Source organism: Paenibacillus sp. E194, from assembly GCF_000935845.1.
Classification (GTDB): domain Bacteria; phylum Bacillota; class Bacilli; order Paenibacillales; family Paenibacillaceae; genus Paenibacillus_B; species Paenibacillus_B alvei_B.
Genome location: NZ_JMDX01000034.1, coordinates 1 through 15,067, shown reverse-complemented (window position 1 = coordinate 15,067; position 15,067 = coordinate 1). Strand labels below are relative to the sequence as shown.

The following is a 15,067-nucleotide window of genomic DNA, read 5'->3' as shown; positions in this document are numbered from 1 at the left end:
TAAAAGGAGTATGCGGAGCTTATTGCAATCGATAACCCGTTAGCTGTATGCATCACTATCTGCGATCACAAGCAAGACTCGCAGCGAGACCTGTGTTCCATAGCTCTGCTAAATCCAGTTAAGATTGTAGCGGCTAATACCATAAGTGCTCCAATCCAAGTCGTATGGATAAGTCCTATCGAGTCTGTAACAATTCCGCCTACAAAGGAACCTATCGCAATCCCGGCATTAAATGCAGCAATATTGATTGCCGATGCCACATCAACTGCACTAGGAACAAAGCGCTCAGCCAGTATCACAACATAGACTTGCAAGCCCGGCACATTCATAAATGCTAACAGCCCCATCAACAGAATCGTTATCAATCCAGCCACTTTAAATGGTGCTGTAAACATCAAAATAAATAAGACGACTGCTTGTACGATAAACATATAGAACAATGCACCAATTGGGTTTTGATTCGATAACTTACCTCCAATCATATTCCCAATCGCAATCGCGATACCGTAAGCTAATAAAATGACAGCTACTGTTCCTTCTTTAAATCCAGTGATGTCTTGAAGCAATGGTGATAAGTAGGTAAACACGACAAATGTTCCGCCATATCCTAATGCTGTAATGATGAACAAAAGCAATAACCGACCATTTGTCACAAGTTTAAGCTGATCACGAAAAGAAGTTTTTACTCCTTTACGCAAATTAGATGGAACAAGAATGCGATTTGCAATTAAAGCAATAACACCAATGATAACAATAGCAATAAAGGCTGTTCTCCAACCTAGCTGCTGTCCAATAAATGTCCCAAATGGAACACCAGTTACCGTAGCTACAGTAAGACCTGTGAACATAATAGAAATCGCACTAGCTCTGCGGTCTTCTGGAACTAAATCGGCAGCAATTGTCGATCCTATTGACATGAAGACCCCATGTGAAAATGCGGAGATCACACGTGCTACTAGCAATATCCCGATAGTCGTGGAGAGTGCAGCAACAGTATTGCCAATAATAAAGACAATCATGATCAAAAGTAATAATTTCTTACGTGACATGCTTGATGTCAAAGCTGTCAAAATCGGAGCTCCAAACGTCGCTCCTAACGCATATAAGGACACCGTTAATCCGGCCGTGGTTACGGGAATACGTAAATCATTTGCAATAAGCGGCAGCAACCCGACACTGATGAATTCAGTTGTTCCGATTGCAAAAGCACTTACTGCCAAGGCAAGCAATGCTAACATGCTTTGCTTTTTACTTAGTTCCATATTATCTCCTCCTTTTATCTGTTATATAAATGGGAACTTTCTTTCCAGCGAATAATAAATTTTGAAATGCATCCGTCTCAAAATGTCATATTGATTTTTAAGAAAGTATGGTATTCATCGGCCGGCAAATGTTATTATGAGATATATCATCCATAAAGAAAAGTACGCACTTTTAAGTTATATAGGAACCCAAAAGTAATATAGATACTTTTTAGTGCCTATAAGAAGGAGGAGAACCAAGATGCAAAAAAAGAAATACAATATCTCTGTGGAGGCGACATTAGAAGTCATAGGTGGGAAGTGGAAGTGTGTAATTCTTTGTCATCTGACTCATGGAAAAAAACGAACAAGCGAATTAAAGCGCCTCATGCCAAATATCACACAAAAAATGCTTACCCAACAGCTGCGCGAGCTTGAAGAGGATGGGGTCATCAATCGAATCGTGTACAATCAAGTTCCACCAAAAGTAGAATACGAGCTTAGTGAATATGGACGAAGCCTAGAAGGTATCCTAAGTTCGCTATGTGCATGGGGTGAAAAACATTTAACGAAAGTATATGGAGATAAATTTTCTGTTCTAGAAGAAAGTGTGTTGAATGAACAGCTTCAGTGAGGGGACATTCGGAGTTTGGTTAAGTAGAGGGCATATGTGTAAGAACCAATAGATTGAGAAGGGCTTTGCTTTCCGCAATGGAGGCGGAGCCCTTTTTGTATACCGACCTTCAGGCTCTAATTCGGTACTAATAGAACAGATCGAATCATATTCATATAAAAAAATAAGAAGGGGTGCTCCGTTATTTGATAAAAGTAAAGGTAGGCTTACGACCCATTGTAAGTAAGTTAAATATGCCCACTGTTCTGAAAACAGCTATCCTTCCAGGGGAATCCATTGAAAGATTATTTATTGCAACTCAAGTAGGAGAGATCTTTTACATAGGGGACGGGGATATAAGAACCTTTTTAGATATTCGCTCACGAATCATAACACTAGGTACCTCTGGTGGCGGGTATGATGAACGGGGATTGATAGGGCTAGCCTTTCATCCTGATTTTTATTTTAATGGTCTGTTTTATCTCCATTATTCAGTGGCTGGAACCCAAGGTCCAGGATCTCTTCCAGGTGAATTTGAATCTTTTAAGCCGAACCCGTGTGATCCTAAAACCTTAAACTTAAAGTGGATAAATCGAGAAACGCATTATGATCATATTGATACGGTTGAGGAATGGATTCTACATGCGAATGGACAACCTCAAAAACGGCGGACATTACTGAATATAAGAAGACCATTTTTAAATCATAATGGCGTCAATAGCTTAAACTTTTCACCTGAAACAGGAAAACTCATTTTGACAACCGGAGATGGCGGATCAGGCTATGATCCATTTAATTTAAGCCAAACGGATATGGAAATCGCGGGTAAAATCATTGAAATTGATATTTCCAAACCTACATTTATCGATAATCCGCCCGTAGTTACACGTTTTAATGAGCTGCCTGTGTCTATTCAGGAAACTCTTACGGTAATGGCCAAAGGGGGCCGCAATCTGCCAGGCATTACATTCCAAAGGTTATCCTATAATCAGTACATCAAATATGTAGGAAGTGTCGGACAGGATCTCGTAGAGTCGATTTTTGCATTCATTCATTATAATCCCATACTGGTTACTCAGCTTGTTCAAGCTTCTTCGACTTTGACGAATTCTGTACTTGACCAAGAAGGATTTATTAACTTTGGCTGGCGAGGGTGGGAAGGCGCTTTTCCTACTTCGTTCATTACAGGCTGTTCTGCAGATCCGGCTTTGGATGAGAAGACAATTTCTTATTATGATGAAGCGATCACAACTTCAGTGCGGCGTCTTCCTCCTCTTATTAGTTATTTTCATAAAGATCCCCGAGCCGATAAGTTTGGAGGTACTGCCCTTACTGGAGTCCAGACCTATATGGGAAATGCTATTCCCGGTTTAATGGGAAGCGTTGTGTTTACGGATCTCGCCAGAAATGAAGGATCCCCCCCTCCAGTTAGAGGAGTTTTAGCTTATACCAGGGTAAGAACGGATTGTAAACAGAGTGATTTTAGTGTGATTGAAACCGATTATGATTTTGGGTCTCAATCCGCTTATTATGTTAGTTTGGGATCGAATCTGAGTCAATCCAGACTGTATTTAGGGGTTTATGGCTCTGTAAAAGTGGCTGATCGTCACCAAGGAACCGTGTTTGAGATTGTTCCATAATTCCTAACTATTGATCGGGTTGAGCTCACTCACTACCGCGAAGTCCCTATGCTTAATGATAAAATTGCTGAACATATTATAGGGGTGGTTATCTACTCTCATTCATTTTTTTGAAACATGCGTGGGTTTATTTGAGTTGTAATTTTTTTTGCATTAACTAACGAATTCGAATGAAATGGGGAGTAGTTATCTCATGAGTGAAAAGCTATGGAAAATCAATGGCGTTGAGATATGCACAGAGAGTTTCGGCAATCCGAAGCATCCACCTGTCTTGCTGATTATGGGAGGCATGTGTTCGATGATCTATTGGGACGATGAGTTCTGCCAAGGTTTGGCTGACTCGGGCCGTTATGTGATTCGATTTGATAACCGAGATATGGGACGTTCCATTACCTATCCAACTGGGGAATCCCAATATACGGTGGTGGATATGGCTGATGATGCAGTCGGGGTGCTTGATTCATATGGAATTGACCAAGCGCACATCGTGGGATTGTCACTAGGTGGCATGATTGCACAGATCATCGCAGTAAGACATCCGCAAAGAGTTCTAACGATAACTTTGATTGCCTCAACAATCTTTGGATCTGATGATATCGACAGGGGGTTGCCTCCAATGGATGAGAAGATTTTTGCTCATCATGCCGATGCAGCAACACTGGATTGGTTGAATGAAGAGGCGGTTGCAACATACTTGGTCAACGGCTCTCGACTGATGTGTGGTACCAAGCATCACTTCGATGAGCATAGAGCGTATAAGCAAGTAAAACGCGAGATCAAACGAGCGAATCATCTAGTCAGTATGTTGAATCATGGACTACTGAAAGGTGACGACGCATACGAAGGAAAGTTAAAGGAAATCCATGTACCTGTTTTGGTTATTCACGGCACGGGTGATACAATTCTTCCCTTGGAACACGGTGTTGCACTTGCTAATGAAGTACCAAATGCATCCTTGTTAACGGTTGAGGGAATGGGACATGAAGTACACTTAGACGATTGGGATACGATTATTCAAGCAATTTCGAAGCACACATCGTTGGAGTAATCGTGGATGCAGCAATCAAATTGTTAACTTACGAAATAATAAAGCAGGGTTACAACACGCAGGCTTATTTATAAGTTTTAAAAAGCAATAGCGGCAGTCTAAGACTGAATTTTTCAGTTGGAGACTGCCGCTGGTTTTATATTGAAGTCAAGGTAATACTTTATTTCCTATAGACATCTGTTTCATCAGCCTGCCGGAGGCAGCTCAGTCAGCATATCCGCTAAGTCGAGGAAAAAATAATCCGTATTTTTCAGGCCCAATCCAACGATATCGAGATGATCCCAGGAATCCATGAGTCCTAAGTAGTTCCATTTCCCAATCTGCGGCTTTCCTTGGTAAGTAATGATTTGATCGTTTGATCCGTTTTTCGGGCCGTCCATGGAAATCGTATTTACCAGCCCATCATTTGGCCACCATTCCTCATCGATGACTACATGCCCTGGGGAATCGTACGCGAAGGAACCGACAAAATAGCTCGGCGGCAGCAATAACGGATTCATGAGCAGCTTTGGCGCATGCCATCCCGATAGCGGGGTACGATACGATTTGTTGGTGGCGATCGAGAAATAGTAGACGCTCGGATTTGCCTGTATTTGCTCGTTGAACTGTTTGGCCCCGTCAGGACTTAAATCCCACAGTGAGCTGTCTTTTGATATTCTCCAAAATTTACTGTTTATTACCCGTTGGAAATAATCGAAAAAGGAATCATCGGGCATTCGCTTCAATCCCCATTGATCCAATTTGAAATCATATAGGGGATGCTCTGCATTGCCAGAAGCTGCGGCAATCAAGCCAATCAGTTGGTGGATGAAGGGAATGACTCCCTCTACAAAATGCGTGAAGCTGGTGCCGTCATGCGGCGCGGCGAGGGAAACGAGGCTGCTAACATACGGAAGCGGTTGATCACTGAACAACGGGGATAGATCAGATGCAGCGGTGACAGCACGTTCAGAAGCATCTCCTTTTTCCAACAGATGAATCAGCATCCGTGAGGTTTGTCCTCCCATGCTGTGTCCAATTACATGAATTTGCTTCGGACGCCCCGTATTCGGGTCGATCTCTCCCCAAGATGGATACAGCCCTTCATACGATCTTCCATATCGCTCGTGACCGTACAGTTCCGAGTGGGCTCTGCCGTAATCTACGGTTCCCCCTTTAATTTGCGCATACAACTCACAGGCTCGATCCCAATTGCTCGATACCGTTCCTACCGCAGCTGTATAAACGGAATGTCCGCGTTTTCGAAGTGTTTCTTGAATATCGCCTAATCCGCCCCAGTATTTAAACGAAAACATCTCGTCTCTTCCCCAGCCTCCAAATCCATGAACTAGCAAGATAGGGAAGTCATTGTTAGCAATGGCATTGTTGACAATGACATCGTCGGCCTGCGCGTGAACAGACGGCAAGTTGTTAGGAAGAATAGAGTAAAAAAGAATAAAGAAGAGCAAAATGCAGCTTGACAGTTTACGAATCATAAATTGCCTCCTATCTAGTTTTGTAATCGTTTTCAAAACAGTTGCTCTCAAAATTCCGCTATTCTTTCTGTTCTAACATTGCTGGATTCATGAAGATACAAAAGAAGATTGTTGTGGATGTGTATGAAGGGAGGGTGTTGTAAGGACAGCTAGCATGATGTTTTATATATACATTTACCATATAAGTCTATTATTTACAACTATGTAAATTAAATATTTGCTAGTAAATAGATTTATGAAATGTTAGCCGTCAGTGATAGAATTGGAGAGTTGATAAGCGGGTAATGTGAAATAATCAGATAAAAAGAGCAAATAATGGGCTGAATCCACTACCGACGATAGGGAAACGGACAAATACGTTCGGGAATGAAGCTAATGGGCTACTGAATGAAAAAATGGAGCCGTCTCTGTGTCATTATTCAATGACCTGTGAGACGGCTCCGTCCGTTTATGCCCCGGTAAGGTTGCAGTGGAACTGGAAGTTTTGCGCTTCCGTGGCGAGCTTCGTGTTATGAAAGCTGCTTATAGCAGCGAAGGCGAGGTTGCAGAGCAGCGGGCAGCAAAGGGGAGTGATCGCAAACCGGGGCGTTTAGCTAATTTGACTCTATGTTCAAAAATGGGTTTGAAACGGTTCCCCTTACGTGAACTGCTCTGCTTCCGTCGAGTCTGTGTAGGCGGTCGTAGATGAAATACCGCCCGAAATCGTTTGTGCCACCTCGTCGAAGTAGCCTGTGCCAACCTCACGCTGATGCTTAACCGCTTCATAGCCGAGCTGTTCCAGGGCAAATTCCGCCTGCTGCAGGTCGGAGTAGGCGGCCATGCCGCGCTCCTTGTAGCCTTGAGCCAGCTCGAACATGCTGTAATTGAGCGCGTGGAAACCGGCTAGTGTCACGAACTGGAACTTGTATCCCATACGCCCAAGCTCGCGCTGGAAGCCTGCGATTGCCTTATCGTCCAGCTTCTTCTTCCAGTTGAAGGAAGGCGAGCAATTATAAGCGAGCAGCTTGCCTGGATATTTGGCATGGATCGCCTCGGCGAATTGCCGTGCTTCATCGATATTCGGTTCGGACGTCTCGCACCAGACGAGATCTGCATATGGCGCATAGGCGAGACCGCGCGCAATCGCTTGTTCAATCCCAGCACGGGTATAATAGAAGCCCTCCGGAGAACGTTGCCCCGTCAGGAATGGCCGATCGTACGGATCGACATCGCTCGTCAGCAGTTGGGCCGCATTGGCGTCAGTACGTGCGATAATCAAGGTGTCCGTACCCATAACGTCGGCAGCCAAGCGGGCGGCGATCAAATGGCGAATGGATTGCTGCGTAGGCAGGAGCACCTTGCCGCCGAGATGCCCGCACTTTTTCTCCGAAGATAGTTGATCTTCGAAGTGTACGCCTGCGGCTCCTGCTTCAATCATCGCCTTCATTAGCTCGAATACATTGAGAGACCCTCCGAATCCTGCTTCGGCATCTGCTACGATCGGGGCAAAAAAGTAGGTTTCATTTTTACCTTCCGCATGTTGGATTTGATCGGCCCGCTGCAGGGCTTGATTAATCCGCTTTACGACCTGCGGCACACTATTGACCGGATATAAGCTCTGATCGGGATACATATGTCCCGACAGGTTGGCGTCTGCAGCAACCTGCCATCCGCTTAAGTATATGGCCTGCAAGCCGGCTTTTACCTGCTGCACGGCTTGATTCCCTGTCAATGCTCCAAGCGCGGGCACGAATTCTTCGGTATGCAGCAGATGCCAGAGCCGTTCGGCTCCCATCTGGGCTAACGTATGCTCCACCTGAACAGAACCGCGAAGCCGGATCACTTCATCTGCAGAATAGGTGCGCGTTACGCCTTCCCACCGTTCTTCCTTCCATTTCGTCTCCAATTGTTGAATCGTATGCTTATCCGTCACGGCAGCCATCTCCTCATATTCAATGATTTCATCCCAGCAATTCATAGCCCATCACCGTCAGAAACTCGCTGCAAGTTTCTTCGCTAATCAAATTTACGAACAATTGCTTCGCATCAGTGAATCTGCGGCCCGCGAAGTCATCTTGGCCGATTAGCTCTTCAATCTTGGACATTTCCTCTTCCGTCAGCTTCAACACAAGCTCAAGCGTGATGTCGTTTCCATTCGTAAGCCGGCCTTCCGGATGACGAATCCATTGCCACACCTGAGTGCGCGATATCTCGGCCGTCGCCGCATCCTCCATAAGATTGAAGATCGGTACGGCGCCGAATCCCCGCAGCCATGCCTCGATATATTGCAGGCCGACGCTGATATTCGTCCGCAGTCCCTGTTCGGTAATTGTGCCTTCTGGTATAGCGAGCAGGTCGTTTGCCGTGACATGGACATCTTCGCGTTTTTTCTGAAGCTGGTTGGGCCCCTTCATCTGTTCATTGAATATTTCCATTGCGATCGGAACGAGTCCAGGATGGGCGACCCAAGTTCCATCATGGCCGTCATTTGCTTCGCGTTGCTTATCGGCGCGTACTTGCTCCATTGCCTTCGCGTTAGCCTCGGCGTCATGCCGGATTGGGATTTGGGCTGCCATACCGCCCATTGCATGCGCATCGCGTTTATGGCAGGTACGGATGACGTACTGCGTGTACGCCCGCATGAACGGTACGGTCATCGTGACCTGTGAACGATCGGGGAGCAGCGCATGTCTATGACGGTTCAGCCGCTTAATGAAGCTGAAGATATAGTCCCAACGACCGCAGTTCAAGCCGGCGCTATGCTCCCGCAGCTCGTATAAAATTTCATCTGCCTCAAATGTGGCCAGAATCGTCTCGATGAGCACGGTTGCTTTAATCGTACCTTGAGGGATGCCCAGCTCCTGTTGGGCGAACACGAATACGTCGTTCCATAGTTTTGCTTCTTGGTGGGACTCCAGCTTGGGAAGATAGAAATAAGGTCCGGATTGATTCTCGATGAGGGTACGAGCATTGTGGTAGAAATAGAGTCCGAAGTCGACGAGGCTGCCTGAGGCATTTTCTTCGCCTATGCGAATGTGCTTCTCCTCCAAATGCCAGCCACGAGGACGAATTAACAGGTAAGCCGTTTGTTCGTTTAGGCGGTAGGCTTTGCCCTCTGGGCTCGTAAAGGTGATCGTACGGCGGATGGCATCGCGCATATTGATTTGGCCGCGGATCGAATTGTCCCATGTCGGGGAATTCGCGTCTTCGAAGTCGGCCATGAATCCTTTGGCGCCGGAATTGAGCGCATTGATGACCATTTTTGCATCCCCGGAGGGGCCGGTTATTTCCACCCGTCGGTCTTGGAGATCGAAAGGCACAGGAGCGACGCTCCACTCACCGTCCCGAATATGCTTCGTTTCCGGCAGGAAGTCGGGGAGCTCGCCGGCATCCAGTCGGCGTTGGCGCTCGGCACGGTCAGAGAGAAGCTCTAATCTGCGGGCATTGAAGCGTTCATGGAGCTTTCCGAGGAACTCGAGTGCCCCAGGCGTCAAAATCTCGGCGTACGGTTCAGGCATGTGACCGAGTACAACAATTTCCTTGCAATTGTTAGCGGGCATTTTGGACATGACTAATTACCTCCCTCTGCTGAAAGCCGGACTCAAATAGGCGGCTTGCAAAATATTCGCGATCGAGTCTTGTTCATTGAATTCGTAATCCAGGCTGCCGCTTCCGTTGCAGCGCAGGCAAGGCGTGATGCCATGCCCTTGGCAAGAGCCACATTGGTGGCCGCTCTCCTGTTTTCCGTGTCCTCCGCATTCCAAACATTCCATTTCTCCATTGCCATGACAGTAGTAGCAGTCCATTCCAAACGCCTCCTGAGTCATTAAATTTATCTGTTATAATACAGATTTATTATTCGTTGATCTGTATTATAACAGAGCTTCTGAGAATGAAAACCCCCTTTTTTAAGAAAATTTTCCATAAACAAAGGTCAATCCCAATAGGGGGGCGGCTTTTTGTTGCAAAAAATATTTTTTATTTCCACCTACCCGGCAAAAATTCTATTCTCAAAAAAAGGTCGTAGAGTAACCGGCGGTTTGCCGATTCTCTGCGACCTTTTGGTATATTTTCTTTTATTTGCCTACCTCGTCGGCTGAAGGACCATAGAGGCCCGGCACCGGGATATCGAGCAGTCGCAAATATACTCCTAGCTGTGCTCTGTGGTGAATCATGTGGCTAATTCCGAAGGTGCGAAGCGCGATCGCCCGCGGCTGGCGCAGGATGATATGGTCGCCGTTTCGCAAAGTCCATTCCTCGCCGAGCGCGTTCTCGTCACATTCAGCTAATAACCTTTCAAGCTCCACGACATTTGCATCGAATTCCTTCAGCACGTCTTCACGTCTTTCCAAAGCTTCTCGCCGATTCGGCACGGTTGAAAGATCGAATTCCAGGTAACGAAAAATTGCGATTTGCCAATTCAGCAGGTTAATCAGGTGCGTGGCTAGCCCGCCTAACGACATCGATTTCACATGCGGCTTCCACGTCAAATGTTCTTCGGGTAAGCGCTCCAGTATGCGCCGCGTTGCGGCCAGTTCTTGCAAGGCATCTCCGACGATTAATTGTTTTACCATGGATTTTTCCTCACTCCTTCTATGGCTAGAATACTATACAACCAGTCGAATGGAAAAGATACCCTGCAAGCTGTTAAGCACTGAAGGATAGGAATTGGTGTACAGTGACAATAATGTTATGTAAAAATAAGTTTTCATTTTAGGAGAGAGTGACATGGAAGTTTTTGCGGAATTTTTAGAGAAGATTGAGCACCCACAGCATCGCGATCGAACAGAAGAGGTTTTGGCTTGGATCATTCAGAAATTTCCGAATTTAATGCCTAAAATCGCGTGGAATCAGCCTATGTTTACCGATCATGGCACATTTATTATTGGCTTTAGTGTATCCAAAAATCATTTGGCTGTTGGCCCCGAAAGGGCTGGGATTATTCATTTTTCTGATGAAATTGAGCAGGCTGGCTATGAACAGACGAAGCAGTTGTTTCGTATTCCGTGGAGTAGTCCGGTTCCTTTCTCATTACTTGAGAAAATGATTGCGTTCAATATTTTGGATAAGGCAAACTGCTCAACCTTTTGGCGAAAGTAATATCATGTATGATTGTATCCCCCCTTCCCCCTTGAATGCCAAGGGGGTTATTTTATGCGTCATGTGAAATGGAATAGGTTTGGTAATAAGGATGACTGGATTGTATATTTTACCAGTATGTGTTTTTGATGTATAATTAGCAATTATAACCATCTCATTTCGGTCCAATCCCAAAGCAAGTAAAGAGGAGATGGCGAAGCATGAAGAGATTTGGCATTCTTATTTTAGCTGCTACCTTAGGGGCAGGCTTCAGCAACAGCGTACATATTCAGGCAGCGGCAGCAGAGCAAACTTCAATCAAAATCCCAACGAATTTGGCTTTAGGCGGGAAGGCAACAGCAAGTGGGGAGTTCGCGCCACATCAAGGGAAGGATAAGGCATTTGATCAAGATATTTTTTCAAAATGGTTGACGATTAACAGCCCGGCATGGCTGCAATACGAGTTTCCTGACGCGAAAGTCGTAACCTCATACTCGATTACCTCTGCGGAGGACGAGCCATATAGAGACCCGAAAAGCTGGGTGTTAAAAGGTTCCAATGACGGGACTAGCTGGACTCAGCTGGACGTGCAGCAGAATCAAAGCTTCACCTCTCGGCATCAAACGAAAACCTATTCATTTTCCAATAACACAGCGTATAAATTTGTGAAATTCGATAATTTTCATAATCAAAATGGAAGCGGGATGCTGCAGGTATCCGAAATCAAGCTATATGATGGCAGCTCAAAGAAATGGAGTACGACCAAGCCTGAGGTTGCAGCCAGCGGAGAAAATAAGCCTAACAATACCAAAGAGAATCTGGTGGACGGGACTAGCGTTACAAAATGGTTAACAAAAGATAAGTCCGCATGGCTCACATTCGATTTCGGCAAGTCGGTGACAATCGATGGCTACTCGCTTACGGCAGCTGATGATAGACCTGAGCGCGACCCTAAAAGTTGGGTTCTTCAAGGATCGAACGATAATAAGAACTGGACTAGTATAGACAAGAAAAGCAATGAGATTTTCAAGGTTCGACATCAGCGCATGTATTATCTTCTAGATAACAATACCGCAGCATATCAATACTATAGACTCAGCAATATGAAAAATCATAGCGGAAACTCTATGCAATTGGGTGAGGTCGAATTCTCGCGTACGAATGATATCGGACATGCCATCAACCCAAAAATCGAAGTACAGATCCTTGATTCAACGAGCAAAGGTAAATTATTCAAGAAAGCTCTTCCCAATGCAGAGAAGGAAATATTGGCGATCGCACGTAAAGTACATGAGATGTTATACAAAAGTCCAGCCGATGCACCTGTAGATGTCAAGAAAATATTAGTAACTATAGTGGACGCTCCTGGGGTGGCTTGGGCATCGGGAGATGCCACGCAGAAGACAGTTGGTATCAGTTCGAGGTATCTGCAAAGTTTCGTAGAGAGTCCTGCCAAATCGCTGCGCGACGAAATCATCGGAATTTTTTATCATGAAATCGGTCATGTTTATCAATATAGTAATTTTGATGTAGAGGCAATAGCCGATAGCTTGCGCTATAGAGCGGGATACCATGACCGTTATAGCGCGAGAAAGGGAGGAAGCTGGGAGACGCACGGGACAGCGAATTTCCTTCGCTGGATAGAGGATACGAAAAAACGAGGCTTCATTCGTGAACTAAATGCGACCCAGATCCCTTACAACATTGGAGGAGAAAACGAAAAAAGATTATGGAAAGAACGTCAAATCAAATTAATTACCGGAACAGACGTGCAGACGCTTTGGTCACAGTATCAAGCGTCACTTCCTAATTAGGTCTTAGTCAAATACACATGTAAAGTCGGATTGATTGCAATATTGCGAAATTCATATCATTACAAAAATGCCCCCTTGAATGTCAAGGGGGTTAATTTTATGAACTGAACCAATAGAGAATTTCAGTCGTTAATCGGAAATTCTTTATTAAAGAATACAATAGATTTGATTTCCTTATCATTTATCGCATTTTTAAAAGTTTTGTTCGTAAACATTCGCCCAGTTATAAGATCCATACTATCTGATCCACTAAAAAAGTTTGTCGTCTCTGAGGATCCATCTTTATAGTTTATTGTGATAGGGAAGTTATCCAATGACTTACCGTCAACTTTCCCTCTGTCAGCGGTATTGGAAATCTCACGTAGCGAATTACTCTCAAGCTGTAACGTTATTGAAATTGGCGAGATAGAGATCGTTTTTAAAATGGCCTTATGGCCATATATGTCGATATCTTGATTGATCTGATACACGCTGGAATATTCTTTGAAATCCAGCTTAACAGTGGTTTTCCAAGTTCCTGGTAGGATCGTTTCAAAATCTTTCGTAACGGGATTTCTGATTTGCAAGTTCTCGAATTCGAAATCAAATGTACGTCCGGCTAATGAATGTTTAGTCGTAATCTTCATGACCAAGTTGATACTATTATCATTCGGATGTCCATCATCTAGCACGTCGAATCCCCAACTATATCCGAACCTATCTTTCCCCACCCTATCATAGCGAAGATAGGCACTTTCAAAACGGTATTCATCTGCATCTAACACTGTCCCATTTGGAGCAGTAAAGTTCATGAGGATATAGGTTCGATTACTATCGCCGACGACTTGTTTCATCGTAAGCGTCCCATTTTCATTTTTCATTTGCTTGTCGATGACATAAGCGCCATTTGATAAAAATTGTGCCTGCTCTTGGTTTGCGGGCTTCAGAAATTTTATAAATGCTTCATCTAACCCGATATAGGCCGCTGCCAAAGCTGTTGTCGTCAAACATCCTATCAGGACGGCACACAGCAGCGCGGGTCTTAAACGTCTCTCGGGAGTAAACCTGCGCTGTTTTTTCGCTTCATTCTGGCTTTGTACGACAATGTTATGAAACATTTTCTCTTTTTGCTCCGATGTCGGCGCAAGAGCCTCAAATAGTCGATTAATCTGTTTGTCGCTCAAGATAATTCCCTCCTAAGTCCGCTTTAAGGAGCTTCCGGCCTCTGGCTAGCTGTGTTTGAATCGTGCTTTCCTTGTATCCTATCAACTCTGATATTTCCTTTATCGAGTACGTCTCGTAGTAATAAAGGTACAGCACGGTTTTGTATTTTTCGGGAAGTGACAGCAGCCTTGCGAGCATTTTTCCAGATGCCTCCTGACCATTCCAAGAGGAAATCTCCGGTAGGGACTTTGCATCGACGCGCCGGGATTTCCACCAATGCTTTAATACGTCTTTACAGTAATTTCGGGTGGTTACCAAAAACCAAGCCTTTTCGTGTTCATGGTCATTGAATACCACCTGAGATTGAATGAGTTTTATAAATACAGATTGAACAGCGTCTTCTGCATCAGCGGGATTTTTCAAATAGATATAGCTCAGCCTGTAAACTACATCTACATGCCGTTGATAGAGTTCGGCTAATTCTTTATCCGTACGCAATAAAGAATTGCTTTCCATTTTTTCGCCTCCTATATACAACACGATCGGGAGCTCGAAAATATCCCATTCCGATAAAATTTTTAACAGTTAACATTTTATCGACCATACCTGCCTTGCTTATGAAGCACAATTGGGTAAGCCGCGAACAACGATAAGGAAAGGAGATGTGATATATTCAAGGGAATAATTTAGATAGTTTATAAAAATATCGGAGGAGCAATCGAGATGCTGTCGGAAAAAGTGGTCAATTATTGCAAAAGTAAAAACTGGTGGTTTGAAGACATTGAAGAGGAGTATAAAAACGCATTAGTAAAGTTAGGCATTGATATGAGTTCAGATTTTGCTGCGTTTTATTTGCATGCAGAGGAAGGGCCGACTTTCTATAATAGACGATATGAAATCTATCAGATTTGTTGGTTTATGATTAATTCTTCGGATTATATGTTAGCAATGGAGAGTGCTCATGCCGTTTTAAACTTGCCTGAAGAATATATTCCATTGGATAGCTTTGAAGGGGAATACGGCTTTTTTTATAAG

Annotated in this window: 14 protein-coding genes; 6 read left to right on the top strand and 8 right to left on the bottom strand. The window is 44.5% G+C overall.

The annotated features are described in order from the left end of the window. Window positions 1-65 precede the first annotated feature (65 nt). A complete protein-coding gene (locus AZ66_RS07135; RefSeq protein WP_044354206.1) occupies window positions 66-1,262 on the bottom strand; it encodes an MFS transporter in 1,197 nt (398 codons plus the stop codon). 241 nt (window positions 1,263-1,503) lie between these two features. Between AZ66_RS07135 and AZ66_RS07130 the strand changes: the two genes are divergently transcribed. The 3 genes from AZ66_RS07130 (at window position 1,504) to AZ66_RS07120 (ending at window position 4,542) form a co-directional block, all read left to right on the top strand. Further along, window positions 1,504-1,875, top strand: coding sequence for a winged helix-turn-helix transcriptional regulator (locus tag AZ66_RS07130; protein WP_044354205.1), 372 nt, complete (start codon window positions 1,504-1,506; stop codon window positions 1,873-1,875). 185 nt (window positions 1,876-2,060) lie between these two features. Further along, window positions 2,061-3,494: a PQQ-dependent sugar dehydrogenase gene (locus AZ66_RS07125; RefSeq protein WP_044354204.1), complete on the top strand. Its 1,434-nt coding sequence runs from the start codon at window positions 2,061-2,063 to the stop codon at window positions 3,492-3,494. 193 nt (window positions 3,495-3,687) lie between these two features. Further along, window positions 3,688-4,542 carry an alpha/beta fold hydrolase gene (locus tag AZ66_RS07120; protein ID WP_044354202.1) on the top strand — a complete coding sequence of 285 codons (855 nt, stop codon included), beginning with the start codon at window positions 3,688-3,690 and terminating at the stop codon, window positions 4,540-4,542. Window positions 4,543-4,727: 185 nt separating this feature from the next. Here the strand turns inward: AZ66_RS07120 and AZ66_RS07115 are convergent, their stop codons facing one another. The 5 genes from AZ66_RS07115 to AZ66_RS07095 form a co-directional block, all read right to left on the bottom strand. After that, window positions 4,728-6,017, bottom strand: coding sequence for an esterase/lipase family protein (locus AZ66_RS07115; RefSeq protein WP_044354201.1), 1,290 nt, complete (start codon window positions 6,015-6,017; stop codon window positions 4,728-4,730). A gap of 637 nt (window positions 6,018-6,654) precedes the next feature. Next, window positions 6,655-7,938: an isocitrate lyase gene (gene aceA / locus AZ66_RS07110; RefSeq protein ID WP_044354221.1), complete on the bottom strand. Its 1,284-nt coding sequence runs from the start codon at window positions 7,936-7,938 to the stop codon at window positions 6,655-6,657. Window positions 7,939-7,957: 19 nt separating this feature from the next. Further along, window positions 7,958-9,565, bottom strand: coding sequence for a malate synthase A (aceB, locus tag AZ66_RS07105; protein WP_197081663.1), 1,608 nt, complete (start codon window positions 9,563-9,565; stop codon window positions 7,958-7,960). A gap of 6 nt (window positions 9,566-9,571) precedes the next feature. Continuing rightward, window positions 9,572-9,802 (bottom strand): hypothetical protein, encoded by a 231-nt coding sequence (locus AZ66_RS07100; RefSeq protein ID WP_082061484.1) that lies wholly within the window; start codon window positions 9,800-9,802, stop codon window positions 9,572-9,574. Between the two features lie 270 nt (window positions 9,803-10,072). Next, complete coding sequence (locus AZ66_RS07095; RefSeq protein WP_044354199.1) at window positions 10,073-10,570, bottom strand: DinB family protein; 498 nt, start codon at window positions 10,568-10,570, stop codon at window positions 10,073-10,075. Window positions 10,571-10,724: 154 nt separating this feature from the next. Between AZ66_RS07095 and AZ66_RS07090 the strand changes: the two genes are divergently transcribed. Beyond that, window positions 10,725-11,096 (top strand): iron chaperone, encoded by a 372-nt coding sequence (locus AZ66_RS07090; protein ID WP_044354198.1) that lies wholly within the window; start codon window positions 10,725-10,727, stop codon window positions 11,094-11,096. 200 nt (window positions 11,097-11,296) lie between these two features. Beyond that, entirely contained in the window at window positions 11,297-12,889 is a 1,593-nt protein-coding gene (locus tag AZ66_RS07085) for a basic secretory protein-like protein (RefSeq protein ID WP_044354197.1), read from the top strand. A 122-nt stretch (window positions 12,890-13,011) separates the two neighbouring features. Here the strand turns inward: AZ66_RS07085 and AZ66_RS07080 are convergent, their stop codons facing one another. Next, window positions 13,012-14,052 carry a DUF4179 domain-containing protein gene (locus AZ66_RS07080; protein ID WP_044354196.1) on the bottom strand — a complete coding sequence of 347 codons (1,041 nt, stop codon included), beginning with the start codon at window positions 14,050-14,052 and terminating at the stop codon, window positions 13,012-13,014. Continuing rightward, the gene (locus AZ66_RS07075) at window positions 14,033-14,548 is read right to left on the bottom strand and encodes an RNA polymerase sigma factor (RefSeq protein WP_044354195.1); all 516 of its coding nucleotides are present in this window, start codon (window positions 14,546-14,548) and stop codon (window positions 14,033-14,035) included. The genes AZ66_RS07080 and AZ66_RS07075 overlap by 20 nt, the downstream gene beginning before the upstream one ends. Window positions 14,549-14,755: 207 nt before the next feature. On the opposite strand from AZ66_RS07075, the gene AZ66_RS07070 reads away from it, so the two are divergent. Further along, a partial coding sequence (locus AZ66_RS07070) for a hypothetical protein (RefSeq protein WP_044354194.1) occupies window positions 14,756-15,067 on the top strand: 312 nt, incomplete at its 3' end.